This window comes from Arthrobacter sp. M71 S08 (genome assembly GCF_059089725.1).
In genome coordinates, this window is the sequence record NZ_JBNHEY010000008.1 from 88087 (window position 1) to 114067 (window position 25981).

24 protein-coding genes are annotated in these 25981 nt (G+C 65.2%); 5 read left to right on the forward strand and 19 right to left on the reverse strand.

The window, feature by feature from the left end; genetic code table 11:
- Positions 1–58 precede the first annotated feature (58 nt).
- A complete protein-coding gene (locus AC5RTB_RS14655) occupies positions 59–1795 on the reverse strand; it encodes a glycerol-3-phosphate dehydrogenase/oxidase (protein WP_494061794.1) in 1737 nt (578 codons plus the stop codon).
- A gap of 212 nt (positions 1796–2007) precedes the next feature.
- Between AC5RTB_RS14655 and AC5RTB_RS14660 the strand changes: the two genes are divergently transcribed.
- The 4 genes from AC5RTB_RS14660 to AC5RTB_RS14675 are packed head-to-tail and all read left to right on the forward strand — an operon-like array spanning position 2008 to position 5800.
- Positions 2008–2919, forward strand: a complete 912-nt coding sequence (locus tag AC5RTB_RS14660; RefSeq protein ID WP_494061855.1) for a sugar-binding transcriptional regulator — start codon at positions 2008–2010, stop codon at positions 2917–2919.
- Between the two features lie 55 nt (positions 2920–2974).
- Positions 2975–3811, forward strand: a complete 837-nt coding sequence (locus tag AC5RTB_RS14665) for an aldo/keto reductase (RefSeq protein ID WP_494061795.1) — start codon at positions 2975–2977, stop codon at positions 3809–3811.
- Positions 3780–4694 (forward strand): alpha/beta fold hydrolase, encoded by a 915-nt coding sequence (locus tag AC5RTB_RS14670; protein ID WP_494061796.1) that lies wholly within the window; start codon positions 3780–3782, stop codon positions 4692–4694. The genes AC5RTB_RS14665 and AC5RTB_RS14670 overlap by 32 nt, the downstream gene beginning before the upstream one ends.
- Positions 4691–5800, forward strand: coding sequence for a glycosyltransferase family 4 protein (locus tag AC5RTB_RS14675; RefSeq protein ID WP_494061797.1), 1110 nt, complete (start codon positions 4691–4693; stop codon positions 5798–5800). The genes AC5RTB_RS14670 and AC5RTB_RS14675 overlap by 4 nt, the downstream gene beginning before the upstream one ends.
- On the opposite strand, the gene AC5RTB_RS14680 is transcribed toward AC5RTB_RS14675, so the two are convergent.
- From AC5RTB_RS14680 to pyrR, 13 genes are all read right to left on the reverse strand, one after another.
- The gene (locus tag AC5RTB_RS14680) at positions 5797–7878 is read right to left on the reverse strand and encodes a primosomal protein N' (protein ID WP_494061798.1); all 2082 of its coding nucleotides are present in this window, start codon (positions 7876–7878) and stop codon (positions 5797–5799) included. The genes AC5RTB_RS14675 and AC5RTB_RS14680 overlap by 4 nt on opposite strands.
- Positions 7879–7894: 16 nt before the next feature.
- Positions 7895–9109, reverse strand: coding sequence for a methionine adenosyltransferase (gene metK, locus AC5RTB_RS14685; protein ID WP_494061799.1), 1215 nt, complete (start codon positions 9107–9109; stop codon positions 7895–7897).
- 94 nt (positions 9110–9203) lie between these two features.
- Complete coding sequence (coaBC, locus tag AC5RTB_RS14690; RefSeq protein ID WP_494061800.1) at positions 9204–10439, reverse strand: bifunctional phosphopantothenoylcysteine decarboxylase/phosphopantothenate--cysteine ligase CoaBC; 1236 nt, start codon at positions 10437–10439, stop codon at positions 9204–9206.
- 26 nt (positions 10440–10465) lie between these two features.
- A complete protein-coding gene (rpoZ, locus tag AC5RTB_RS14695; RefSeq protein WP_309070006.1) occupies positions 10466–10726 on the reverse strand; it encodes a DNA-directed RNA polymerase subunit omega in 261 nt (86 codons plus the stop codon).
- A 30-nt stretch (positions 10727–10756) separates the two neighbouring features.
- A complete protein-coding gene (gmk, locus tag AC5RTB_RS14700; protein ID WP_494061801.1) occupies positions 10757–11341 on the reverse strand; it encodes a guanylate kinase in 585 nt (194 codons plus the stop codon).
- A 14-nt stretch (positions 11342–11355) separates the two neighbouring features.
- Entirely contained in the window at positions 11356–11691 is a 336-nt protein-coding gene (mihF, locus tag AC5RTB_RS14705; RefSeq protein WP_494061802.1) for an integration host factor, actinobacterial type, read from the reverse strand.
- Positions 11692–11789: 98 nt separating this feature from the next.
- Entirely contained in the window at positions 11790–12638 is an 849-nt protein-coding gene (gene pyrF / locus AC5RTB_RS14710; protein ID WP_494061803.1) for an orotidine-5'-phosphate decarboxylase, read from the reverse strand.
- A gap of 1 nt (position 12639) precedes the next feature.
- On the reverse strand, positions 12640–15951 hold the full coding sequence (gene carB / locus AC5RTB_RS14715) for a carbamoyl-phosphate synthase large subunit (protein ID WP_494061804.1): 3312 nt from the start codon (positions 15949–15951) through the stop codon (positions 12640–12642).
- Entirely contained in the window at positions 15952–17196 is a 1245-nt protein-coding gene (gene carA / locus AC5RTB_RS14720; RefSeq protein WP_494061805.1) for a glutamine-hydrolyzing carbamoyl-phosphate synthase small subunit, read from the reverse strand.
- Positions 17193–17723 (reverse strand): PH-like domain-containing protein, encoded by a 531-nt coding sequence (locus tag AC5RTB_RS14725; RefSeq protein ID WP_494061806.1) that lies wholly within the window; start codon positions 17721–17723, stop codon positions 17193–17195. Before AC5RTB_RS14725 ends, carA begins: the two co-directional genes overlap by 4 nt.
- 3 nt (positions 17724–17726) lie before the next feature.
- Positions 17727–19046 carry a dihydroorotase gene (locus tag AC5RTB_RS14730; RefSeq protein ID WP_494061807.1) on the reverse strand — a complete coding sequence of 440 codons (1320 nt, stop codon included), beginning with the start codon at positions 19044–19046 and terminating at the stop codon, positions 17727–17729.
- Positions 19043–20041 (reverse strand): aspartate carbamoyltransferase catalytic subunit, encoded by a 999-nt coding sequence (locus AC5RTB_RS14735; RefSeq protein ID WP_494061808.1) that lies wholly within the window; start codon positions 20039–20041, stop codon positions 19043–19045. Before AC5RTB_RS14735 ends, AC5RTB_RS14730 begins: the two co-directional genes overlap by 4 nt.
- A complete protein-coding gene (pyrR, locus tag AC5RTB_RS14740) occupies positions 20038–20613 on the reverse strand; it encodes a bifunctional pyr operon transcriptional regulator/uracil phosphoribosyltransferase PyrR (protein ID WP_494061809.1) in 576 nt (191 codons plus the stop codon). Before pyrR ends, AC5RTB_RS14735 begins: the two co-directional genes overlap by 4 nt.
- A gap of 97 nt (positions 20614–20710) precedes the next feature.
- Between pyrR and AC5RTB_RS14745 the strand changes: the two genes are divergently transcribed.
- Positions 20711–21979, forward strand: a complete 1269-nt coding sequence (locus AC5RTB_RS14745; protein ID WP_494061810.1) for a PrsW family intramembrane metalloprotease — start codon at positions 20711–20713, stop codon at positions 21977–21979.
- A 52-nt stretch (positions 21980–22031) separates the two neighbouring features.
- Here the strand turns inward: AC5RTB_RS14745 and nusB are convergent, their stop codons facing one another.
- From nusB to aroC, 5 genes are all read right to left on the reverse strand, one after another.
- The gene (gene nusB, locus AC5RTB_RS14750) at positions 22032–22442 is read right to left on the reverse strand and encodes a transcription antitermination factor NusB (protein ID WP_309069996.1); all 411 of its coding nucleotides are present in this window, start codon (positions 22440–22442) and stop codon (positions 22032–22034) included.
- Positions 22439–23002 carry an elongation factor P gene (gene efp / locus AC5RTB_RS14755; protein WP_494061811.1) on the reverse strand — a complete coding sequence of 188 codons (564 nt, stop codon included), beginning with the start codon at positions 23000–23002 and terminating at the stop codon, positions 22439–22441. Before efp ends, nusB begins: the two co-directional genes overlap by 4 nt.
- Positions 23003–23123: 121 nt before the next feature.
- Positions 23124–24215, reverse strand: a complete 1092-nt coding sequence (gene aroB / locus AC5RTB_RS14760) for a 3-dehydroquinate synthase (protein ID WP_494061812.1) — start codon at positions 24213–24215, stop codon at positions 23124–23126.
- Entirely contained in the window at positions 24205–24762 is a 558-nt protein-coding gene (locus AC5RTB_RS14765) for a shikimate kinase (RefSeq protein WP_494061813.1), read from the reverse strand. Before AC5RTB_RS14765 ends, aroB begins: the two co-directional genes overlap by 11 nt.
- Positions 24762–25961, reverse strand: a complete 1200-nt coding sequence (gene aroC, locus AC5RTB_RS14770) for a chorismate synthase (protein WP_494061814.1) — start codon at positions 25959–25961, stop codon at positions 24762–24764. The genes AC5RTB_RS14765 and aroC overlap by 1 nt, the downstream gene beginning before the upstream one ends.
- Positions 25962–25981: the final 20 nt, after the last annotated feature.

A 25981-nucleotide genomic window follows, 5' to 3' on the forward strand; every position in this document is an offset into this window, starting at 1 on the left:
CGGCAGAATCTGCCGTTGGTTCCCGGTCGCCCGCGGGCGACCGGAGGTTTCCGATTACTTACGCAACCAAGCTATGCACACTTACCTTGTGTTGTTCCTGCAATATTCGGCGGGTATCTTCGACTTCGTTCTTCCGGTCGGACGCCGACCATCCGAGGAGACCGCTTAGGACGTCCGCAAGTTCATCGATGAGCTCGGCGCTGGCGAGGCCGTTGAAGGCCAGCGCGGTCCGCCGGATGAGGACGTCGGAAATGTGCTGCACCTGCTCGTACCGCACCATGTACTCGAGTTCGCGGGTTGAAACCTCCTTCGTGGTGTGCAGGTGGGAGTCCTCACCGGCCGCAATGAAGGCGGCGACATTCGCCGCCCGTGTGCCGTAACGGCCAAGCAGGAGGCTGACCTGATTGGCGGGCAACCCGGCGCCGTTGGCTTCGATCCAGGCTGCGACGTCGCGCGGCTGCTGGGGGAACCCCAGCCCACCCCCGATCGGCAGAGCGGAAGTGGACACAATCCTGCCGCGCTGCAGCAGACCGAGTACCTCGTCCGCGAGGTGTTCCGAGAGCGCGCGGAAGGTGGTCCATTTGCCGCCGATGAGGCTAAGCGTGGGGCGGCCGGCGGTGGTTCCACGCTCGATCCGGTAGTCGCGGGAGACGAAGCCGGGCTGCGTGTCATCATGCCGGGGTAGGGGGCGAACGCCCGAGAAACTGTAGACGATACTGTCCCGGCCGACCCGCACCGTGGGAAACACGTGATGAATCAGATCGAAGAAGTAGTCGATCTCTGCATCGGTGCAGACAGCCGGGGTATCCATATCCGTTTCGATGTCCGTGGTGCCCACCAGCACACGCTCACCCATTGGATAGATGAGGACGATGCGTCCATCCGAGTGCTCGAAGAAGATCTCCCTCCCCGCACAGGCTGCCAGGAGTTCCGGGTGGTCGAGCACGATATGCGACCCTTTGGTTCCGCCCATGAAGCGGCTAGGCTGCCCGAGCGCGCTGTTGGTGCCGTCCACCCACGCGCCAGAGGCATTGACGACGACGTCGGCCTGGACCGGAAAGACGTCGCCGGTGAGCTCGTCGCGCAGGACGATCCCCTCTTCGTTGCTTCCCACCGCGCTGACATAGTTGACGGCGCGGGACCGGGGGTTGGCTGCCAGTCCGTCCCTGAGGATGTCGAGGGTCAGACGCTCGGGGTTGTGCACCGAGGCGTCGAAATAGGTGGCGGTGTACTTCACGTCCGGGCGGAGCTTGGGAAGCTGAGCCAGGGAGGACTTTCGCCCGACGAACCTGTGGCGGGGTACGGTGCCGCCTGCGCGGGAGAACGCGTCGTACAGCGTCAGCCCTGCCTTGATCAAAACGGCGCCGCGCTCACGGTGCGCACCGTGGCGGTGGGTCAGGAAGCGCAGCGGGGCAGAGAGGATGCCGGAGAAGGTGCTGAAGACGGGGATCGTCGTCTGGAGCGGCTTGACGTAGTGGGGCGCGAGCTTCAACAGTGCATTGCGCTCGACGACGGACTCACGAACCAGCCGGAACTCGCCGTTCTCGAGGTAGCGGATGCCGCCGTGAATCATGTGTGAGGACGCACCGGAGGCACCCTGGCAGTAGTCCCCCCGTTCCACGAGTGTGACGTCGATGCCCTGCAGCGACAGGTCCCGGAAGGTCCCGACGCCGTTGATGCCGCCGCCGATGATCAGGACGGAAGCTTTCGGTCGGTTCTTCAGCTCCTGGACGCTGTCGCGGGCTGGACGATTCTGTTCGGCCGACGGCGTCGTCGGCCCGGTGCTGTTCCTCACGGGCGGCTGGGCTCCTCAACTAGTGGTGAAATCGGGTTCCGCAACCTATTCTTTGGAGGGTTGGGAATACTCGTCAATCACATTGCACAAACGTGCACACCCTCCCGGAGAAACCAGTGAACAGTCCTGCACGAAACACCCCCGACCGGGAAAATGCCCTATCCACTGAGCTCACACCGCGCCGCAGCCGGGACGCGCTGCGGGCGGCCCAGATGTACTACCTGCAGGACCTGACGATGAACGCCATCGCCCGGGAGCTGCGGACCTCGAGATCCACCGTGTCGCGGCTTCTTTCCATGGCCCGCGACACCGGCCTCGTCCAGATCCAGATCAACAATCCCCTCGACCGGGCGCCCGCACTGGAACGGGAAATCGGGAACCGCTTCGGTGTGGAAGCGCATGTTGTTCCGGTAACGGATCTCGTGAGTGATTCGGATGCGCTGGACCGGGTCGCTATCCAGGCTGCCCGGACCCTCGGTCCGCTCGTCGACTCGAACGCGATTATCGGCGTCGCCTGGGGGTCAACGATCAGCGCCGTGAGCCATCACCTGACGCGCAAGACCACCCACGACAGCACCATCGTTCAGCTGAACGGCGCAGGCAACACCCAGACGACGGGCATCACCTACGCCAGCGAAATCCTCCGGCGCTTCGGCGCGGCCTACGGCGCGCGGGTTGAGCAGTTCCCGGTCCCTGCATTCTTCGATCACGCCGCGACGAAGACGGCGATGTGGGCGGAGCGCAGCGTCGGGCGGATCCTGGACCTGCAGGAGCGGATGACCATGGCCATCTTCGGCGTCGGATCAACCGGCTCCGGCATTCCCAGCCATGTGTATGCCGGCGGCTACCTCGACGAGGAAGACCTCGCCATTCTCCGCGAGCACGAGGTCGTTGGCGATGTGGCGACCGTCTTCTTCCGCGCGGACGGCTCACACAGCGACATCGTAATCAATGAAAGGAGCACCGGCCCCGACCTGGGGATGCTTGCCCAGGTGAGTCGGCGTATCTGCGTGGTATCCGGTGAATCGAAGATAAACGGTCTGCGCGGGGCGCTCGCGGCAGGCCTGGTCACCGACCTGATCCTGGACGAACGGTCAGCACGCGCACTCGTCCGCCAGACGTAGTCCGACGCGTGCCGGCTGCGACCGCACCCGCCCCAACCCTCGGTAAAGTCGAAGTATGCATAAACCCGGGAAGGTATCTCTCTCCAACGGCGTCCTGATGGACCGGTTGGGTTACGGCCTCTATAAGGTTCCCGCGGAGGATGCCCACGGACTCTGCGCGCTTGCGCTTGAAGCCGGCTACCGCCTGCTCGACACTGCGGCTATGTACGGCAACGAGCAGGGTGTCGGCCGTGCCCTCCAGGATGCCGTCAGTGCCGGCTATGTTGCCCGCAGCGACGTCTTCGTGACCTCCAAGCTCTGGAATGACAGCCATGGTTACCGCGCAACCCATGCGGCGTTCGAGGACTCCCTCACGCGCCTCGGTCTCGACTACCTGGATCTCTACCTGATCCATTGGCCGTGCCCCGGCAAGGACCTCTATGTGGATTCCTGGCGGGCGCTGGAGGAGCTCTATGCCAGGGGCAGGATCCGTGCGATCGGTGTATCCAACTTCCAGCGCCACCACCTCGAGAAACTCCTATCCCAGACAGAAGTGGTGCCCGCGGTCAACCAGATCGAGCTCCACCCGTTACTGCAGCAGCAGGGTCTCAGGGAGTTCAATGCCGAACACGGCATCCTCACCCAGGCGTGGAGCCCGCTCGCCCGCGGGACACTGCTGACCAACTCCACCATCACGCACATCGCCGCAAAACATTCCCGCTCCCCGGCACAGGTCATCCTTCGCTGGCATCTGCAGATTGGCGGGGCGGCAGTAGTCAAGGCGAGCACGCGGGAGAGGATCGTGGAGAATCTTTCCATCGACGACTTCACCCTTGATGCCGTCGACATGACCGCCATCGAGCAACTCAACACGGACACCCGTGTCGGATCCCACCCGGACCTGGTCAACTGAGGTGATATCCCTGACACGCCCCGCCACGGTGCGAACACTGTATCTGGACGGCAAACGCCAACGGTTCTGGGATTTCCCCGCGGTTCACGATACGCCTGATGCCCCTGCGCTCTTCATGGTGCACGGGTTCCGGGGTGACCACCACGGGTTGTTACGCATCATCGAGGAGCTCCCCGCCCACCGCGTGATCACGCCCGACCTTCCGGGCTTCGGTGAGTCCGAACCGCTGGAAGGAACGCACGATGTGGCGGCTTACGCAACGTTCGTCCGAAGCAGCGTCGAGATGCTCACCCTCGGCCCGGAGACGGTCCTCGTGGGGCATTCCTTCGGATCCATCATCGCAAGCAGGGCTGCGGCTGACGCTCCGAACGCCTACGCCGCGCTCGTGCTGATAAACCCCATCAGCGCACCGGCCCTCGAGGGCGCGAGCCGGATTGCCACCCGGCTGGCCGAGCTTTATTACCGCCTCGGGGCGGCGCTGCCCGAGCAGGCCGGACAGGCGCTGCTGCGTAACCGGCTCATCGTGCGCGCGATGAGTGAACTGATGGCGAAGACACGGGACCGTTCGCTGCGCCGGTGGATCCATGCCCAGCACCGTGCCTACTTCAGCGCCTTTGCCTCGCGCGACGTGGTGCTGCAAGCGTTCACCGCATCGATCAGCGCAACCGTACGGGACAGCGCTTCGCGGCTGCGGCTGCCCGTGCTCCTGATCGCTGCGGAAAAGGACGATCTCGGCACGGTGCAGACGCAACGGGAGCTCGCGGCGCTGATTCCCGATTCCACCCTCGTGGTCCTTCCGGAGGTTGGTCACCTCATTCACTACGAAACGCCGCATGCCGCCGCCGGGCATATCTCCGATTTCGTCAATGCGAGGACTCCATGAAAGTACTGATCGACGCCAGGTTCACCCGCCATGATCACCATGACGGCATCAGCCGCTACGGCGCCAGCCTGATCGAGGCGCTCTCGCACCGGGCTGACGTGACCATGCTCATCCACGATCGCCGCCAGCTGGCACTGCTGCCGGACGTCCCGCACGTGTTGATCAACAGCCCTCTCTCCCCCGCTGAGCTGTTCGTCGCCCGACGGATCAATCGGCTCGGTGCCGACGCAGTGTTCTGCCCCATGCAGACCATGGGGTCCGTCGGCCGCCGCTACCCGCTGGTTCTCACGCTGCATGACCTCATCTACTACCAGAACCGCACTCCCCCGGGGTTCCTGCCGCTTCCTGTCCGGATTCTCTGGCGGCTGTACCACCTGGCCTACTGGCCGCAGCGGTTGTTGCTGAACCGTGCCGACGTCGTCGCCACGATTTCGGAGACCACGCGCGCGCTGATGCAGCAATATCGGCTGACGCGCCGCCCGATCCGCATTGTCGGCAACGCCCCGCAGCCTGCCGCCACGCCCCGGTCGACGGAGATTCCGCCCGAGAAGTCCCTGCTGTACATGGGATCGTTCATGCCCTACAAGAACGTCGAGACGCTGCTGGCGGGGATGGCCGGGCTGCCCGACTACACGCTTCATCTCCTGAGCCGGATCACGCCTGAGCGCCGGCGGGAGTTGGAGGCCATTGTTCCGACCGGGGCGACAGTGGTCTTCCACAATGGTGTCAGCGACGAAGAATACGAGCGGTTGCTGCGAGCGGCAACCGCTCTCGTAACCCTCTCCCGCGCCGAGGGTTACGGACTTCCCGTCATAGAGGCAATGGCGCTCGGCACACCCGTAGTCGCGGCGGATACACCGATCTTCCGTGAGGTCGGGGGAAGCGCTGCGCTGTACGTGGACCCTGACTCCCCGGAGGAGTTCACGCGGGCCGTGCGGACGCTCGATGATCCGCTGCACTGGAAAAACTCCTCGATCGCGGGCCGCGCGCAGGCCGATACCCACTCCTGGGAGACGTCAGCGGACTCACTTATCGCCGCCCTTGAAGAAGCGGTCGATCTGCATGCCCGGCGACGCGGCCGCACCGCACCCGTACAGGGGCACTAGAGCACGTCGATGCCATCCACCCGCACGTGCACCGGCTCCGTGGTTCGTCTGGCCGAGAGGGACGCCCGACGGGCGCGCAGGGCACCGACTACATTCGCAGCGTCCCGGTAGCGGAAGAACAGCAGGGTCCGGTGCGATCCGGCGGCTGACTGCTGGCCAGGCTTCTGGGCGGCGGGGGGTCCCGCTGCCGTTCGCACTGCCGTCGGCCCCACCATCCTGCACGACGGCGGCACGTCGAGCCCGTCAATGAAGGCAGCCAGTGCTTCCAGGGAGCCGGTCAGCGCTGCGTACCGCACCGCCGGCGGCAGCCCCAGCTCGGTCCTCAACGCAAGGTCGCGCGCGGCGGCCCCGGCCGGGTCCCAGCGCACAAGGTGCCCGGCGGCGGCGTCGTCGTCTGCCGTGACCACTACAACACCGCCCGCCGAAGCGGACCGGGCAAGCACCGCCGCGTTGAACCAGCGCTGCAGCGTGCTCTCAAGGGACCGCAGGGATTCCCTACCCAAGAGGGCATTCCCGTCAAGCAGGAGTACCGCGGCGTAGCCCGACGCGCACACCGGCTCGGCACCCGGTGTCGCCACGACCACGCGGGGAGAATCGTCGATCTCATCAAGAATGTGGTCGCCCGATGAGGAGACGACGACGGCGCCGGGAAATGCACGTCCCAGCTCGTCGGCGGTCCGGGCGGCGCCGCTCACGGCCGAGCGAAGCCTGCCGCCCGCGCAGTGCGGGCAGCGCCAGGTGTGCTCGGGGCGTCCACACCAGCGGCACGCGACCGCGGACCCCCGGCCGGACTGCGCCAGTGGACCGGCGCAGTGTCGGCACCGTGCGGGTTCCCGGCAGTCCTCGCACGCCAACGCCGGTGAGAAACCGGTGCGCGCCACCTGGATCAGGACAGGCCCGCGCTGCAGTCCGTCCCGGGCTGCACGCCAGGCCACCGGAGGGATTCGGACCTGGTGGGTCAGGGGTTCCCGTTCTGCGTGATAGGTATCTGCAGAATGAAGGACACGTGGCGTCAGGTGCCGGACGGTCGGCCTGTCCGCCTCAATTGCCTGCGCCCACCCGCTGTCGACCAGCCTCTGGGATTCAACGCTTCTCGACGCCGATGCAAAGAGCAGGGCGCAGTCGTGCAGTTCGCTGCGCAGCAGGAGCACGTCACGGGTGTGCTGGTACGGTGCGCGTGGTTCGCTGTGGGACTCATCACCGTCATCCCAGAGGCATACCAGCCCCAGATCCTGTACCGGCGCGTAGGCTGCGGACCGTGTCCCCACCGCCACCCGAACGTGGCCGTGCAGGAGCCTGAGGAAGTTGCGGTAGCGCGGAGTGGGCCCGTCTTCCGCGGTGAGCCGGACGAAGCTGTCCGGACCGATGCGTTCCCGCAGCGCCTCTTCCACCCGCATGAGGTCACGCTGGTCTGGAACAACGACGACGGCGCCGCGCCCCACCGTCCATGCTGCGTGGACCGCTTCGGCCAGTTCCGCCGGCCAGCCGGCCGGCCCATAGCCAGCGAGTGTCGTCAGCACCGCACGTGGACTCTCGCCCGCGGCCACCCGGGCCAGGAAGGAGTTGCCATTGGCATAACGGGCGAAAAGGCAGTCCGGGCGCTCCTCACCGTGGCTACCGGCAGGGGCCGGCACTGGCCCGGCGCTGAATTCCTTCTCGACGCGGGCCACACGCGGAGGCACCGCCGATCGGAGAACGTCACTGGTGGACCCGGCGTACCGGGCAGCGACCGCGGCAGCCAAGGCCAGGATCTCGGGGCTGGCGACCGGCTGGCCGGAGACCACCTTGGTCAGGGGCAGCAAACGCGCCGGGCTGTCAGAGGCAGCGCGACGCTCCACCAGGAACGCCGCATGGTCGCGGCCGGCGAATCGGACTTTCACCCGTGCGCCGGGGACGGCGTCGTCGTCGTGCTCCGCGGGAACGAGGTAATCGAACGGACGGTCCAGATGAGGCAACGGTGAATCGATGATGACCCGGGCGACGGGCAGCTCGGCAGCAACCGGGGACTTCCCGCGGGGTGCTGCCGGTGCGGTGAAGCCCTGCAGCAGCGACAGCTGCTGCCCGTCGTTGGAACTCATCGGCTTGAGGCGGTTCCTAGGCGTTGAAGTAGCTCTTCAGTTCGTCGGTGCGGTCGGTGAGCTCCCAGTTGAAGCCTTCGCCCTCGCGCCCGAAGTGCCCGTGTGCGGCAGTCTTCTGGTAGATCGGCCGGAGCAGATCAAGGGAGTTGATGATGGCCAGGGGGCGAAGGTCGAAGATCTCGGTGATGGCAGACCCGATTGCGGCGGGATCGACCTGCTCGGTCCCGAATGTCTCCACATAGATACCGACCGGGTGCGCCATGCCGATTGCATAGGCGATCTGGATCTCCGCGCGGCGCGCAAGCCCGGAGGCGACCACATTCTTGGCCACCCAGCGCATGGCGTACGCCGCCGAGCGATCCACTTTCGACGGATCCTTGCCGCTGAACGCACCGCCTCCGTGGCGTGCCATTCCGCCGTAGGTGTCCACGATGATCTTGCGCCCGGTGAGGCCGGCGTCCCCCACGGGCCCACCGATCACGAACTCACCGCCGGGATTCAGGATGTGGCGGACATCCGAGACATCCAGGTGGGAGGTCGACAGAACCGGCGTGATCACGTGTTCCACGAGGTCGGAGCGCAGGGTCTCAAGATCAACGCCCTGCGCGTGCTGGGAGGAGATGACCACCGAGTCCACACTGACCGGTTTGTCGCCGTCGTAACCGACCGTGACCTGGGTCTTGCCGTCCGGACGGAGGTAGGACAGGGTGCCGTTCTTACGGACGTCGGTGAGTTGCTCGGACAGCCGGTGGGCCAGCCAGATCGGGGTGGGCATCAGGACCGGCGTCTCGTCGCTGGCATACCCGAACATGATTCCCTGGTCGCCTGCGCCCTGGGCATCGTAGGGGTCCGTGCTGGTTCCCTCGCGCGTCTCGAGTGAGGTGAACACACCGGAGGCGATCTCGGGCGACTGCTGGCCGATGGAGACCGATACGCCGCAGCGTGCGCCGTCGAACCCGTTCGCCGAGGAGTCATAGCCGATCCCGAGGATGGTCTTGCGGACGATCTCGGGGATCTCGACGTAGGCGTCAGTGGTGACCTCGCCGGCCACGTGGACAAGGCCCGTGGTCACGAGGGTTTCCACCGCCACGCGCGAGCGCGGATCTGCTTCCAGCAGCGCATCCAGGATGCCGTCGCTGATCTGGTCGCAGATCTTGTCGGGATGGCCCTCCGTTACCGATTCCGAGGTGAACAATCGCAAGGAAGGGCTAGGCGTATGGGGTGAATTCACGTGATCACTCTACTTGGTCGGTCGATGTATCTGGCGGCTTGTGTGACCGGGTGCTACGACGACGGTGCTCTGCCGGAGGGCACATCGGGAGCCGTCAGGCGGTCTGACCCGCAGGATTGAGAGCCGCGGCGACCCGCGCGACAACCACTCCGGCCACGCTGGTCTTGCTGCCGCTGACGGTCTCCGGTTCCGCGCCCCCCGCCTCCAGGATGGTTATCTCGGTGGAGTCCTGGCCGAAGACCAGGGTCCTGCCCACCCGGTTGAGGACGAGCAGGTCGCAACCCTTGCGTTCGAGTTTCCGCATCCCGTGCGTGAGCGGTGTGGCGTCGTCGTCACCGGTTTCAGCTGCGAATCCCACGATCACCGAGGGTGACCCCAGCTCGCGCCGCTGCTGCACGGTTTCGACGAGGATGTCGGGGTTCCTGATGAGGGTGATGACGGGGTTTTCACCGTCGTCGCGCTTTTTGACCTTGGTCTCCGAGACAGTCTCCGGCCGGAAATCCGCGACTGCCGCAGCCATGATGAGGGCATCCGAGTGCTGGGCAAGCTTCAGCGTGGCCTCCCGCAGCTCGTCGGCGGTCTCGACGATCGTCAGTTCCACACCCGCCGGCGGCGGCACCTCCATATGGGCTGCGATGAACTGGACCGTCGCGCCGGCGTCGAGCGCGGCTTCGGCCAGAGCCACGCCCTGCTTTCCCGAGGACCGGTTGCCGAGGAAACGGACCGGGTCGAGCGGCTCGCGCGTGCCGCCGGCTGTGATGGTGACCGTGCGGCCGGCCAGCGGGCGGGTCGCGGGATCCACGGGCGTGGCCACCGCCTGCAGCGCGGCCGCGAAGATGGCTTCAGGCTCCGGCAACCGACCCGGGCCGCTGTCCGTGCCCGTGAGGCGTCCGGTCGCCGGTTCCAGTACGACGGCGCCGCGTTGCCTCAGCGTCGCCACGTTGGCGACGGTGGCCGGATGCTGCCACATTTCGGTGTGCATGGCCGGTGCAAAGAGAACCGGCGCGCGGGTCACCAGAAGGGTACCGGTCAGGAGGTCGTCAGCCATACCGGCGGTTGCACGGGCCAGTAGGTCTGCGGTCGCGGGAGCAACCACCACCAGATCGGCTTCCTGACCCAGGCGGACGTGGCGTACCTGGTCGACGGCGTCGAAGACGCTGTTGCTGACCGGGTTCCCCGAGAGCGCTTCCCAGGTTGGTGTTCCCACGAAGCGCTGTGCTGCCTCGGTGGGTATGACCGTCACGTTGTGACCGGCTTCAGTGAACAAACGCAGGAGGGACGCCACCTTGTAGGCGGCGATCCCTCCTCCAACTCCCAGGACGATACGCACGTCGGTTTTTTACTTCCCGTCGGGGCTTACTCCGAAGCTTCGGCGGGCGCCGCGACGAGCATGCCCTCGTTGATCTCGCGCAGGGCGATGGACAGCGGCTTCTCGTTCAGCTTCGTCTCCACGAGCGGACCAACGTACTCGAACAGGCCCTCATGCAGCTGCGAGTAGTACGCGTTGATCTGCCGGGCACGCTTGGCTCCGTAAATCACGAGGGCGTACTTCGAGTCCGATGCCTCCAGCAGGGAGTCGATCGGCGGGTTGATGATGCCTTCGGGGTGAGTAGACACAAAATCTCCAATAGTCGCTGGGCCGTAAAGCTACTGCGCGTGCTTTGAGTGCGAGTGCGCGGTCAGGCCCATCAATGAAACAAGCTCATCTGCTGCACGCTGAACGTCGTCATTAATCACGGTGTGGTCAAATTCCGGTTCGGCAGCAAGTTCCAGTTTAGCGGTTTCAAGGCGCTGCTGCTGTTCCTCGAGAGTTTCGGTGCCCCTGCCGACGAGGCGACGCACCATTTCCTCCCAGCTGGGAGGCGCAAGAAACACAAAATTCGCGTCCGGCATGTTCTTCTTCACCTGCCGCGCCCCCTGGAGATCGATCTCCAGCAGGACGGTCTTTCCTGCTTCCATTGCGGCGATCACGGTGCGCCTCAGCGTGCCGTAGCGGTTACGCCCGTGCACCACCGCCCACTCCAGCATCTGGTCGCTTTCCACGAGGACGTCGAACTCCTCGGGTGAAACGAAGTGGTAGTGGACGCCGTCCGTTTCGCCTGGACGGGGCGGACGGGTGGTGGCCGAGACGGACAACTCCACCTCGGGGTAATTGTCGCGGATGTAGGTCGATACGGTCCCTTTGCCCACAGCCGTTGGGCCCGCAAGCACGGTCAGCCGCGGCTGATTCACGAATACTTCCTTCTCTAGTGGCGGTTGTTCGCCGGATGATGCATCAGATGCTCAACGAGAGCCTTGCGCTGATGGATGCCGAGACCCCGAACCCTGCGGGTAGCGGCGATTCCTACGGCGTCCATGATCCCGGCAGCCCGCTTCTCCCCCACGCCGGGCAGTGCCTTCAACAGGTCCAGAACCCGGAGCCTTCCGATGGCTTCCTCCTGGCCTGAGCCGTTGATAACGTCCTCGACGGTGATCTCACCGGACTTCAGCCGGGCCTTCAGCTCCGCTCGGGCAGCCCTCGCAGCCGTTGCTTTTTCCCGCGCCAGTGTTCGTTCGCTATCAGTGAGAGGCTTCAGGCTCACTCGGGCTCCCTAGGCAGTTGAACCGTCGGCCAAGCACCGGCAGTCACGGGTCTGGAGTTTCGGCTTGCACTGAACCTATCTGCTCGGCTGGCCGAAAATCAATCCGTTCGAGGACCGGCGTCACCGGACAGGTCCACCGAACGCTGAGTCGCCGTTATGGCTTCGCGCAGTCCTTCGACCGCGGGCCCGGCGCTCAGGATCTCCCTGCTCGAATTGGGCAGGACGATGCCGGAGGCGCTGGCGAAGGTGTCGCGAAGCTCCTGCCGCCCGGCGCCCTGAGCCCCTATTCCGGGGGCCAGGATGGGGCCGTTCAGCGCAGTGAGGTCCAGGCCGAGGCGCCGCACGGCTTCCCCGGCGGTGGCGCCGATCACCAGACCGACTGAACCTGGCATGCCGTCGTCGTTCTCGGCAGCGGCTGCCTCGACGATCCGGCGGGCAACCGAATTCTCTCCGCCCACGTGCTGTACAGATGCGCCTTCAGGGTTGGAGGTCAGCGCCAGGACGAACACCCCGCGGCCTGTCTCCCGGGCCGCAGTCAGCGCGGGGCGCAACGACTCGAAGCCGAGGTAGGGGCTCAACGTCAACGCATCTGCTGCCAGGGCGGAGCCATCGCGCAGCCAGGCATCGGCATAACCGGCCATGGTCGACCCGATGTCCCCGCGTTTGGCGTCCGCGATGGTCAGAACCCCGCCCTCGGCGCTTCGGGCCAGCAAACGCTCCAGCGCAGCCATCCCCTGCGAGCCGTGACGTTCGAACAGGGCGACCTGCGGCTTGATGATCGCAACCCTGCCCGCGACGGCATCCAGCACTGTCGCGGAAAACCGGTCGACGCCGGCAGGCGTATCGGGAAGCCCCCACGCCGCAAGCAGCGCCGGGTGCGGGTCAATTCCCACACACAGGTTCCCGAAACGCCCGACGGCGGCATCCAGCCGCAGACCGAACGTCACCCTACGCTCCAACCGGCTCGGTGACGGTTTCGCCGCGGATGGCGCGCGCGTGGTCCTGCAGGCTCGTGACGGACCACTGGTAGGTGCGCAGCGCCTCGATCGCCTGCACCGCCGCGTTGAACTCGGCCACGGTGGTGATGCACGGGATGCCGATCGACGTGGCCGCCGCGCGCAGCTGGTAGCCATCGCTGCGTGCCTCACCGCCCGAGGGCGTGTTGAACACCATGTCGATTTCGCCGGCGATCACCAGATCAGCGATCGTGCCCTCGCCTTCGGCACTGCTACCTTCGGCGACCTTGCGGACCGGTGTCGCCTGAATGCCGTTCCGGCGCAGGACGTCGGCGGTACCCCCGGTGGAGACGATCTCGAAGCCAAGGTCGGAGAGCCGCTTGACGCCCATGATCACCGAACGCTTGTCGCGGTTGGCGACTGAGATAAACACCTTGCCCTGTGTCGGCAGTGCATTGTTCGCTGCGGCCTGACTCTTGGCGAAGGCGGTATCGAAGTGCTTGTCGATGCCCATGACCTCGCCCGTGGAACGCATTTCGGGACCGAGCAGGGAGTCCACGACGGTGCCTTCCGGCGTGCGGAAGCGGCTGAATGGAAGCACAGCTTCCTTCACGGACACCGGAGCGGACAGCGGCAGCCGTGAACCGTCACCGGTCTCGGGCAGCATCTTGTACGCGGTGCGGAGCTGGTGGATGGTGACACCCGTGCCGATGAGGGCAGCCGCTTTCGCCATCTGCACGCCTGTTGCCTTCGATACGAACGGCACCGTCCGTGAGGCACGCGGATTTGCTTCAAGCACGTAGAGCACATCGGACGCAAGGGCGAACTGAATGTTGATGAGGCCCCGGACACCGACGCCTTCGGCAATCGCGTGGGTCGCCACGCGGACCCGCTCCAGCACATTCGTTCCCAGCGTGATCGGCGGCAACACGCAGGCAGAGTCACCGGAGTGGATGCCCGCTTCCTCGATGTGCTCCATGATTCCGCCAAGGTAAAGGTCCTTGCCGTCGTACAGCGCATCGACGTCGATCTCCACCGCATCTTCGAGGAAGCGGTCGATCAGGACCGGGTGGTCCAGGGTGATTTCCGTGGCGTTGGAGATGTAGCGGGACAGGTGCGCCTCGTCGTACACGATCTCCATCCCGCGGCCGCCCAGCACGTAGGACGGGCGGACCAGGACCGGGTAACCGATCTCGTCGGCGATGGCGCGGGCGTCCTCGAAGGAGACGGCCGTACCGTTCTTCGGGGCTATCAATCCGGCTTCGGCCAGAACCCGCGCGAACTCTCCACGGTGTTCGGCCAGGTCGATGGCTTCGGGGGACGTACCGAGGATCGGAATGCCCGCGTTAGCGAGAGCCTGGGACAGCTTCAGCGGAGTCTGGCCGCCGAGCTGTACGAAGACGCCCATGACACCGCCGGTGCGCTCCTCCGCCGCGATGACCTCGAGCACGTCCTCCAGGGTGAGGGGCTCGAAGTAAAGCCGGGTGGAGACGTCGTAGTCGGTGGAGACGGTCTCCGGATTGCAGTTGACCATCACAGTCTCGTAGCCGGCCTTGCGCAGTGCCATCGTGGCGTGGACACACGAGTAGTCGAACTCGATACCCTGTCCGATGCGGTTCGGACCGGAGCCGAGGATGATGATGGACGGCTTGGCGTGGAGGCCAACCTCGTCCTCCTCGTCGTAGGACGAATAGTGGTACGGGGTGTACGCCGCGAACTCGGCTGCGCAGGTGTCCACGGTCTTGAAGACCGGCCGGATATCGAGTGCATGGCGCACTCCCCGCACCACGGCCTCCGGAGTGTGCGTCAGGAGGCCGATCTGCTCGTCCGAGAAACCGTGCCGTTTCGCCAGCCGCAGCGTGTCCGGTTTGATTCCCTCCTTGCGGACGATAGCCGCCACCTCATTGAGGAGCACGAGCTGGTCCAGGAACCAGGGATCGATGCCCGTGGCCTCGTAGAGGTCTTCGACGCTTGCACCGCCCAGCAGCGCGCGCTGCACCTGGGAGAGGCGTTCCGTCGTCGGGCGCTTGGCGGCCTCAATGAGTTCGGGGACATCGAATTCGCTGACCGAGTCGAAGGTCAGCTGTGAGCCCTTCTGTTCAAGGGAACGCAGCGCCTTCTGGAGGGCCTCCGTGAAGTTGCGACCCATGGCCATGGCCTCGCCGACGGATTTCATGGTGGTGGTGAGCGTCGGATCCGCAGCGGGGAACTTCTCGAAGGCGAACCTCGGCACCTTGACCACGACGTAGTCGAGGGTGGGTTCGAAGGATGCAGGGGTCTGACGGGTGATGTCGTTCGGGATCTCGTCCAGCGTGTACCCGAGGGAGAGCTTGGTCGCGATCTTCGCGATGGCGAACCCGGTGGCTTTCGACGCCAGGGCCGAGGAACGGGACACGCGCGGGTTCATCTCAATGACCACCACGCGGCCCGTGTCCGGCTCTACCGCGAACTGGATGTTGCAGCCGCCGGTATCCACGCCCACCTCGCGGATGACGGCGATGGCGATGTCCCGCATACGCTGGTACTCGCGGTCGGTGAGGGTAAGCGCGGGGGCCACGGTGATGGAGTCACCCGTGTGGACCCCGACCGGGTCGAAGTTCTCGATGGAACAGACGACGACGACGTTGTCGTTCTTGTCGCGCATCATCTCCAGCTCGTATTCCTTCCACCCGAGGATGCTCTCCTCGAGCAGCACCTCGCTGGTAGGGCTGTACTGCAGGCCCTGGCCCACGATGCGACGCAGGTCCTGCTCGTTGTAGGCAAGGCCGGAGCCCAGGCCGCCCATGGTGAAGGACGGACGCACCACCATCGGGTAACCCAGGTCCTCTGCTGCCTCCAGCGCAGCATCGAGTGTGTTGATGATGCGTGACCGGGCCGACTCGGCGCCGCAGCGCTCCACGACGCCCTTGAACTTCTCGCGGTCCTCGCCGAGTTCAATAGCGGCGATGTTTGCGCCGATAAGTTCCACGCCGTATTTCTCGAGGACGCCGTTCTTGTCCAGGGCGATCGCGGTGTTGAGCGCCGTCTGACCGCCCAGGGTGGGAAGGATCGCGTCCGGGCGTTCCTTGGCGATGATCTTCTCGACTACTTCCGGCGTGATCGGCTCGACGTAGGTTGCGTCGGCGAACTCCGGGTCGGTCATGATCGTTGCCGGGTTCGAGTTGACCAGGACGACCCGGAGGCCTTCCTCCTTTAGAACGCGCAGCGCCTGGGTGCCTGAGTAGTCGAACTCGGCGGCCTGCCCGATGACGATGGGTCCCGATCCGATGACCAGGATGGAGGTGAGATCGGTTCTGCGGGGCATCTAGTTTTCTTCCTGCGCGGGGGTGGGAGCTTTGGAGACCTCTGAAGCATCAAGCTCGTTAGAGCCGTCGCCCATGCGGGCGGCCTCAGCCATGAGGTCGATGAACCTGTCGAACAGGTACGCGGAGTCGTGCGGACCGGCCGCTGCTTCGGGGTGGTACTGGACGGAGAACGCCGGCAGATCCAGACACGCGAGGCCTTCGACGACGTCGTCATTGAGGCTCACGTGGCTTACCTCAACCCGCCCGAAGCGCTCCTCGGGTGCCGTAACCGGCCCGTCGAGCGGGGCATCCACGGCGAAGCCGTGATTCTGGCTGGTGATCTCGACCTTGCCGGTACGCCGGTCGAGCACGGGCTGGTTGATCCCGCGGTGTCCGTAGCGCAGCTTGTAGGTGCCGAAACCCAGAGCCCGGCCGAGGATCTGGTTGCCGAAGCAGATACCGAAGAACGGTTTCTTCGCATCGAGGACCTGACGCAGCAGCGAAACCTGGGCGTCAGCAGTGGAGGGATCCCCCGGACCGTTCGACATGAAGACACCGTCGGCACCTACGGCTGCGACGTCGTCGTACGTTGCGTCCGCAGGCAGCACGACTGTGCGCACTCCGCGCTGGGCGAAGTGCCTGGGAGTCATCGCCTTGATTCCGAGGTCGAGCGCAGCGACGGTGAACAGCGGCTCACCTTCCCAACCGTGGTCGGAAGGCTCGACGACGTAGCGGGAGTCGATGCTCACTTCTTCCGCGAGCCGTGAGCCCTCCATGCTGCGCTGGCCGTTTACCTCTGCAAGCAGCTGGGCCTCGCTGCGGTCAGCGTCAGCTCCGGAGAAAATTCCGGCTTTCATGGCGCCGCGCTCACGCAGGTGGCGGGTGATGGCACGTGTGTCGACGCCCTGGATCCCCACGATGCCCTGCTCGACCAGCTCGTCATCAAGGCTCTTTTCCGAGCGCCAGTTGGACGGACGCCGTGCTGCGTCGCGCACAATGTACCCGGCAACCCAGATCCGGCGGGACTCGGCGTCGTCGCGGTTCACACCGGTATTGCCAATATGGGGCGCCGTCTGGACCACGAGTTGGCGCGCGTAGGACGGGTCCGTGATCGTTTCCTGGTATCCGGTCATGCCGGTCGCGAAGACCGCCTCGCCAAGCGCCGTGCCGCGTGCGCCGTAGCTTTGTCCTCGGAAAGTCCGACCGTCCTCAAGGACCAAAACCGCCGCGGCACCGGCTCCTGTTACTCCCGCGTGTGTTGTCACTGTACTTCCTTGCTTGTGGGGTTGTTGAGGGGATCGGCGTCCTCGATCAGTGCGCTGATCGCTGCCAGGAGCTGCGTTTTGTCCGCGGCGTACCTGGTCCGGAAACCGGTATCGAAGGTCTGTGAATCCATCGTCCAGGACACCACCACCAGTCCGTCCTTTTCGACGAACTTTCCGGCCATGCCCCGCTCCAGGCGCACACCCGTCAGGTTCTGCCTGGCGATGTACACCCCGGTATCACCGGAGCGGTCGAACAGGAGGCCGTGCGGGTAGACGGCGGCGGTTGCCGTTGCCTTGTTCCCGAGACCGTGCGCGGTGACGCGGTCCAGCCAGTCTCCCCCGGTTGTAGTGACCACGTACTGGCCTTCGGCCGCGTAGAGGGGCGCTCCGGGATCCTCCGGGGCACTGGGCGGAGCCTGCACTGCTTCCTGGCGCTTGAGCCGGTTGCGCCAGCCGAGGGCCATGAGACCAATCAGCAGCACGATGGCAACCAGTGAGGTAACTATGGCGGTTGTACCTAGGTCCACGCGTCAGTCCCCCTGCGCATCGGGATGCGGTGTGTTGAGCCGCCCCTCCAGCACCGTGGGGTGGCCGGCGTAGAAGGTTGCGATGACTGCACCCGGCAGCTCAAGGCCGGCGAAGGGACTGTTACGGCCCTTGGTGGCCATCCTATGTGGATCTACTGTCCACCGGGCTGAGGGATCCACCAGCGTGAGATTTGCCGTCACCCCGGATTCCAGCTGCGTTCCCTGCGTCACCACCCGGCCGATTCGTGCGGGGAGGATGGACGTTGCCTCGGCAAAGCGTGACCAGTCCATCAGCCCGGTCTCGATCATGGTGTGCTGCACCACGGACAGTGCCGTCTCGAGCCCCGTCATGCCCATGGCAGCCTGGGCCCATTCGCATTCCTTGTGCTCGGAAGGATGCGGGGCGTGGTCCGTCCCGACGACGTCGATGGTCCCGTCGGCCAGCGCCTCACGGAGAGCCGTAACGTCGTCGTCAGTGCGTAGTGGCGGGTTGACCTTGTACACCGGGTTCCACGTGCGGACGAGCTCATCGGTGAGCAGGAGGTGGTGGGGCGTGACTTCGGCAGTAACGTTGACGCCGCGCTGCTTCGCCCAGCGGATGATCTCGACCGAGCCGGCCGTCGAAACGTGGCAGACGTGGAGGCGCGAACCGACGTGCTGAGCCAGCAGGACGTCCCGGGCGATGATGCTTTCTTCGGCAACCGCGGGCCAGCCGGCCAGGCCCAGGACAGCGGACACCGAGCCCTCATTCATCTGGGCGCCCTCGGTGAGGCGCGGTTCCTGCGCGTGCTGGGCGACCACGCCGTCGAACGCCTTCACGTACTCGAGCGCACGGCGCATCAGCACCGGATCGGATACGCAGATGCCGTCATCGGAGAAGACCCGAACGCCTGCGCGGGATTGCGCCATGGCTCCGAGTTCAGCGAGCCTCTCCCCCGCGAGCCCGATGGTTACCGCTCCGACGGGCCGGACGTCGACCCAACCGGCGCGCCGCCCCAGCGCGTGGACCTGCTCCACCACGCCGGCTGTGTCGGCAACCGGCATGCTGTTGGCCATGGCGTGCACTGCCGTGTAACCGCCCAGGGCAGCCGCACGTGTGCCCGTCTCCACCGTCTCGGCATCCTCGCGGCCGGGTTCGCGAAGATGTGTGTGGATATCCACCATGCCCGGCAACAGGACCAGCCCGTCGGCGTTGACGACGACGGCGCCCGCTGCCGACAACGACCTCCCCCGCTCGGCGATGCGCCCGTGTGAAATCAGTACATCAACGCCGGTTTCACCGGCTGCGGTCGTGGCGCCCTTGATCAGGTAGCTGGTGCTCATACTGTTGCCTCCTGGGCGGGGGTTGGCTGTGCGGAGTCATCGCCCGACAGCAGCAGATAGAGGACGGCCATCCGGACAGATACGCCATTGCGTACCTGCGCAAGGACCGTTGAGCGGGGTGAGTCAGCGGCAGCCGATGAAATCTCAAGGCCGCGGTTCATGGGACCCGGGTGCATGATGATCGTGTCCTTGCCTGCCGATGCCTCGAGCGTAGCCAGCCGCTCGTCGTCGAATCCCCAGGTGCGGGTGTACTCACGGGTGGAAGGGAAGAACGCAGCGTTCATACGCTCGCCCTGCACCCTGAGCATCATGATCGCGTGGGGGCCGGTCGCAAGGACCTCATCGAGGTCGAAGCTGACCTTGCACGGCCAGTCGGCGATACCGACGGGGACCAGGGTGGGAGGCGCCACCAGGGTCACCTCCGCACCGAGCGTCGTGAGAAGCCACAGGTTGGAACGGGCGACCCGGGAGTGCAGGACGTCCCCCACGATCGCGATGCGCAGACCCCTCAGATCCTCACCGAGGGATGGACGACCCGCAACCTTCGACCAGTGCCGGCGGAGCGTGAACGCATCCAGCAGGGCCTGGGTTGGATGCTCGTGAGTCCCATCGCCGGCGTTGATTACAGCGGCGTCGATCCAGTCCGAGGCGGCAAGCCTCGCGGGAGCACCGGATGCCCAGTGCCTGATCACCACGGCATCGGCGCTCATCGCCTCAAGGGTCTGCGCGGTGTCCTTGAGCGATTCACCCTTGGACACTGAAGAACCCTTGGCAGCGAAGTTGATGACGTCGGCCGACAGCCGCTTTGCTGCCGCTTCGAACGAGATCCGCGTTCGGGTCGAGTCCTCGAAGAAGAGGTTGACGACGGTGCGTCCGCGCAGCGCTGGAAGCTTCTTGACTTCCCTTTCTCCGACCTCGGCCATTTCCTCGGCTGTATCGAGAATGCGGATGGCGTCCGTGCTCGTCAGGCTTTCTGTGGACAGGAGGTGCTTCATGCCGGACCCTCGATCACTACTTCGTCGACGGAGTCAACCTCGCTGATCCTCACGCGGACCTTCTCGGCGGAGGAGGTGGGAAGGTTCTTTCCCACGTGGTCGGCACGGATCGGCAGTTCCCGGTGCCCACGGTCCACCAGCACCGCGAGCCGGACGATCCTGGGTCGACCAATGTCGACAATTGCGTCCAGTGCTGCGCGGATGGTGCGGCCGGAGTAGAGCACGTCGTCGACCAGCACCACAACCTTATTGTCGATGCCTGCGGGAGGAAGCTTGGTGGGGCCCGGGGGGCGGGTGGGATGCTTGCGCAGGTCGTCGCGGAACATTGTGACGTCCAGGCGGCCGACCATCCGCTCAGGATCCACGCCTGGATCAGTGCGGGCGATTTTGCGCGCCAACCGTTGGGCCAGCGGGAAGCCACGGCGGGGAATGCCGAGCAGGACAAGGTCCTGGGAGCCCTTGTTGGCTTCGAGGATCTCGTGGGCGATCCGGGTCAGGGCCCGGTCAATATCAGCATCACCGAGGACCGTACGGAACACGGACCCTCCGGATTCAGGGCTCGATACACTCAAGGAACGCGTCCTCCTTCTCCGCCTCACAGGACGGCCTTTAAAGGGTTGGCTGCGGCTTCAAACTACCATAGACATCTCCGGCACCTATCCTGTGTGCATGAGTATGAACTCCGGGAGTGCGTACACGGGACCGGGCAGTGAGGTCCCTTCAGCAGAGCAGCCGCCGCTGGGAATGTGGCAGCAGGTACACCCGGGGCCGCCGGTTCCGCCCTCCCCTGAGATCCACGCGGGCCTGAAACCGCCTGCGAGGAAGCGCGCCTACCCGCCGGGCTACGCCGTCGTCAATGCACTGCTGCTCATCGGCGCAGCGCTGGTCCTTGTGGGCGTGGCGGTGATGGTCACTGCCCAGCTCGGGACCGCCGCGCTGGTTCTCTGCGCGGCACTGGCACTCGTACCGCTCACCATCTGTCTGGTCGGTATCCGTTGGGTGGACCGGTGGGACCCCGAGCCGCGTGGAGCCTTGGTGTTCGCCTTCCTGTGGGGTGCCGGAATGTCGGTCGGCGTCACATTCCTGCTCGGCCCCACCGTCACCATGCTTCTCAGCGCAGGTTTCAACGGAGCGAGCCCCGACATTGTGGGTCCGGTCTTGCAGGCCCCGATCGTCGAAGAACTCGCGAAGGGCATGGGCGTCCTCATCCTCGTTCTCTCCCGCCGCAGCCACTTCGACGGGCCTGTCGACGGCATTGTCTACGCCGGCACGATCGCGGCCGGATTCGCCTTCACCGAGAACGTGTTGTACTTCGGGTCGGCGCTCACTGACCCGGCAGGACTCGGCGGGCTGATCACGGTGTTTGTGATGCGCGGGCTGTTTTCACCCTTTGCCCACGTCATGTTCACCGGCGCGCTGGGTCTCGTACTCGGATTGGCGGTCGCGAAAGGCCGCACCAGGGGCGGACTGGTCGTCGCATTCGTGATCGGCCTTATCCCCGCGATTGCCGGTCACATGCTGTGGAACGGCGGACTGGTGGTCCTGTTCACAGACTTCTTCTCGTTCTATTTCCTGGTCCAGGTGCCGCTGTTCATCGCGGTGATAGCGGTTGTATTCGCCCTGCGTCGCGCCGAACGCGCCGTGACCCACCAACGGCTCGCCGAATACTCAAGCTCCGGCTGGATCACCGGGCAGGAGGTCGACATGGTGGCTTCGCCGCGCGGCCGTTCATCGGCACTCGCGTGGGCCCGGCGTGTGGGAGCCGCTGCAGCCATGAAGCGCTTTATCAACACGGCGGTGCGCCTGGCTTTCGTGCGCCAAAGGTTGCGTGCCGGTCATGCCAACGGTTCTGATCGGGCACTGGAACTCCACCTGCTCCACGACCTCAATGCAGCCCGTCGTCAGATCATCACCGCCGCGTCTGCGCGCCGGTTCTGACATACCGGCGCGCTTGTCCGGACACGAAGTCCGGCACTGATCAGTCCGCGGACTACGCCAGCAGAGTGGGCTTGAGCTGCTGAAGACGGCCAAGCAGACCGTTGATGAACGCGGGGGACTCGTCCGTCGACAGCATGGTTGCAAGCTGCACGGCCTCACTGACCGCGACGGTATCCGGCACATCCTCGTTGTACAGCAACTCCCAGGACCCGACTCGCAGGATCATCCGGTCCACGGCCGGCATACGGTCCAACGTCCAGCCCTGCGAATAGGTGCTCAGAAATTCATCGATCTGCGTGCCGTGTGCCATCACGCCTTCGATGATCTCCACGGAGTACTCGTTGATGACTGTGTCAGTCTTTTCGCGTCGGCCCTGCAGTGCCTCGATAGGCGACACGGACCGCTGCTCGGCCTCGAACAGGATATCCAGCGCCCGACGCCGTGCTTTGCTACGGGCGCTCACTCGTTGACGCGTCCCAGGTACTCACCGGAGCGGGTGTCGACCTTGACCTTGGTACCGGTTTCCAGGAACAGCGGTACCTGGATCTCATATCCGGTTTCAACAGTGGCAGGCTTGGTGCCGCCGGTCGAACGATCGCCCTGAAGGCCCGGTTCGGTGTAGGTGATCTCCAGAACAACCGACGGCGGCAGCTCAAGGTACAGCGGTGAACCCTCGTGCATGGCAATTGTTGCCATCTGGCTCTCAAGCATGAAGTTCTCGGCGTTGCCCACGGTTGCCCCAGGAACGGTGATCTGGTCGTAGTCCGTCGTGTCCATGAACACGAAGTCGTCGCCGTCCTTGTACAGGTACTGGTAATCGCGGCGGTCCACGGTGGCGGTCTCGATCTTGAGACCGGCGTTGAAGGTCTTGTCGACGACCTTGCCCGAGAGGATGTTACGGAGCTTGGTGCGGACAAAAGCGCCACCCTTGCCAGGCTTTACATGCTGGAACTCAAGCACGTTCCAGAGGTTCCCCTCGAGCTTGAGGACGGTGCCATTCTTGATGTCGTTCGTGGTGGCCACGGATTCTCTTTCGTCGATTGACTGATGTTTGGCTTACGTCGCAGCAGGCGCAGTGCACGACTGCTCAGGATCTGCTCGCCAAAAGACCAGAGTCCAGTGTACCCTGCCGGACGGAACCGGATCAGGAAGCGATCTCCTGGTACGCAGCGAACAGGAGTGATGTGTCCGGGACCTCGAGGATTCCGGGGCGGGCGACGCCGTCGAGCACTACGAAGCGCAACAGGTCGCCGCGTGCCTTCTTGTCCCGCCGCATGCCGTCCAGGAGCGCTGCCCAGCGATCCCGCCGGTAGGTCACCGGAAGGCCGAGTGTTTCCAGGATGGCGCGGTGCCTGTCCGCAGTCGCGTCGTCAAGCCGGCCGACCATCCGGGAGAGCTCCGCCGCGAAGACCAGGCCTACCGACACGGCCGCACCGTGCCGCCAGGAGTACCGTTCCGCCAGCTCGATCGCGTGCGCCAGTGTGTGCCCATAGTTCAGGAACTCGCGTCGACCGGATTCCTTGAGGTCCTCCGACACAACCGCCGCCTTGACCGCTATTGAACGCTCCACCAGCTCCCGGACGGCGTCGCTGGTCGGGTCCTTGACGGCCTCAGGATCGGATTCGACCAACTCGAGAATGCGCGGGTCGGCGATGAATCCGCACTTCACAACCTCGGCCATGCCGGTGATCAGCTCATTGGTGGGAAGCGTTTGCAGCGCGTCCAGATCGGCGAGCACACCCGCCGGCGGATGGAAGGCACCCACGAGGTTCTTCCCCTCAGCCGTGTTGATCCCGGTCTTGCCGCCCACAGCCGCATCGACCATACCGAGGAGCGTGGTGGGCAGATGTACCACCTTGACGCCGCGGAGCCAGGTCGCTGCCACAAAACCGGCGAGGTCGGTGACAGCGCCTCCCCCGACGGCCACGATTGCGTCAGACCGCGTGAAGTCATTCTGTCCGAGCACCTGCCAGCAGAACGCCGCCACCTGGATATGCTTGCCTTCCTCGGCATCGGGAATTTCCGCCGTTACCGCTGTGAATCCTTCCGCCGCCAGCTGCTCCCGCACTGTGTCCCCTGTGGAGCGGAGCGCGCGGGGATGGATCACCAGCACGCGCCGGACCCGCTCGCCCAGCAGCGGCGCCAGCCGGTCCAGCAATCCACGTCCAACCACGACGTCGTAATTCTCTGACGGGACACTGCCCGTGACGCGGATGGCAGTAGGTTCAGCGGTCATTGCCGAAGGTTCCTTCCTCAGTAAATATGGTCCGGCGCAGCTGCGTCTCGAGACGGTCAACCACGGTATCGGGTGAAGCGTCGCGTGTGTCTATCACCGCGTCCGCCAGTGCTTCGTAGATAGGGCGCCGTTCCTGGTCAAGCCGTGCCCAGGTTTCCCCCGCATCTCCCGCCAGCAACGGCCTGCCGGTGTTGCCGACCAACCGTGGAAGAACCGTTGCAAGGTCAGCGTCGAGGAAGACCACAAAGGCATCCTTCAACAGCCGCCGAGTGTCTTCGTGGAGAACCGAACCTCCGCCGAGGGAGATGACGGCGCCGGCTCCAGCTCCTGAAAGGACTTCGCTAACGACCTCGGCCTCAATACGCCGAAAACCTGGCTCACCCTGTTCAGCGAAGATTGCCGGTATGGGGCCATGCCGGTCGACTATCACGGCATCTGTGTCGACGAATCGCCAGCCATGCCGGGAGGCGATCCGCCGCCCGATGGTCGACTTGCCGGTGGCCATGAGGCCGATGAGTACCAGCGGTCCATGAGCCGCCGGCAGCATCAGCGCGCGACCGAATTCAGGGACGCCGGGATGCTCTCAAGGTAGGAGTCGAGGTTGCGCTTTGTCTCCTGCACCGAGTCACCGCCGAACTTCTCCGTTACCGCTTCTGCCAGAACGAGTGCGACCATAGCCTCGGCAACCACACCGGCTGCTGGGACCGCGCACACGTCGGAGCGCTGGTGATGTGCCTTGGCGGCGTCGCCAGTAGTCACGTCGATTGTTTGGAGCGCCCGGGGGACTGTGGCGATGGGCTTCATCGCAGCGCGCACGCGCAGGACGTCGCCGATGCTCATACCGCCTTCGATACCTCCGGCCCGGTTGGTTGACCGGCCGATCCGTCCGGTTTCCTCACGGACTATCTCGTCATGAGCCGCCGATCCGCGACGTCGCGCAGTCTCAAAACCGTCGCCGACCTCAACGCCCTTGATCGCCTGGATACCCATGAGCGCGCCGGCGAGGCGCGCGTCCAGCCGGCGGTCCCAGTGCACGTAGCTTCCAAGTCCGGGAGGAAGACCGTAGGCGAGGACCTCGACTACTCCGCCGAGGGTTTCCCCCTCCTTGTGTGCGGCGTCGACCTCGGCGACCATTGCGATTGACGTCTCGCGGTCAAAACAGCGCAGCGGGTCCTCGTCCAGTGCAAGGAGGTCGCGGGGCGCGGGAAGCGGCGACCCTTCGGGAACGGCAACGGAGGCGACGCCGACAGTGTGGCTGACAAGTTCAATGCCCAGAGCGGAAAGAAACTGAGCAGCGACGGTGCCAAGGGCCACTCGCGCAGCAGTTTCCCGCGCACTTGCGCGTTCCAGCACCGGCCGGGCCTCATCAAAACCGTACTTCTGCATGCCGGTGAAATCGGCGTGACCGGGGCGGGGCCTCGTGAGGGGAGCGTTACGCGCAGAATCCCTGAGAATCGCGGCGTCGACCGGATCGGCGGACATGACCTGTTCCCACTTCGGCCATTCGGTGTTCCCCACCTCGATCGCCACCGGACCGCCCTGTGTCAGGCCGTGCCGGACACCTCCGATAATCCGAACCTGGTCCTGTTCGAACTTCATCCGGGCGCCGCGACCATAGCCGAGGCGGCGACGTGCCAGAGCGGCTTGAATGGCCTCACTGGCAACTTCAACGCCCGCGGGCATTCCCTCGATGATTCCGACCAGAGCAGGGCCGTGGGATTCCCCGGCCGTCAACCAACGCAACATACATCCATCCTGCCACGGGC

Coding starts and splice junctions, on each gene's coding strand:
- AC5RTB_RS14745 (WP_494061810.1), top strand. CDS start 20,711: ATGAGTATGAACTCCGGGAGTGCGTACACGGGACCGGGCAGTGAGGTC.
- AC5RTB_RS14660 (WP_494061855.1), top strand. CDS start 2,008: ATGTACTACCTGCAGGACCTGACGATGAACGCCATCGCCCGGGAGCTG.
- AC5RTB_RS14735 (WP_494061808.1), bottom strand. CDS start 20,041: ATGAAGCACCTCCTGTCCACAGAAAGCCTGACGAGCACGGACGCCATC.
- aroC (WP_494061814.1), bottom strand. CDS start 25,961: ATGTTGCGTTGGTTGACGGCCGGGGAATCCCACGGCCCTGCTCTGGTC.
- AC5RTB_RS14680 (WP_494061798.1), bottom strand. CDS start 7,878: ATGAGTTCCAACGACGGGCAGCAGCTGTCGCTGCTGCAGGGCTTCACC.
- carB (WP_494061804.1), bottom strand. CDS start 15,951: ATGCCCCGCAGAACCGATCTCACCTCCATCCTGGTCATCGGATCGGGA.
- AC5RTB_RS14730 (WP_494061807.1), bottom strand. CDS start 19,046: ATGAGCACCAGCTACCTGATCAAGGGCGCCACGACCGCAGCCGGTGAA.
- AC5RTB_RS14675 (WP_494061797.1), top strand. CDS start 4,691: ATGAAAGTACTGATCGACGCCAGGTTCACCCGCCATGATCACCATGAC.
- AC5RTB_RS14765 (WP_494061813.1), bottom strand. CDS start 24,762: ATGCTGCCGGCGGCTCATGGACCGCTGGTACTCATCGGCCTCATGGCC.
- AC5RTB_RS14665 (WP_494061795.1), top strand. CDS start 2,975: ATGCATAAACCCGGGAAGGTATCTCTCTCCAACGGCGTCCTGATGGAC.
- aroB (WP_494061812.1), bottom strand. CDS start 24,215: ATGACCGCTGAACCTACTGCCATCCGCGTCACGGGCAGTGTCCCGTCA.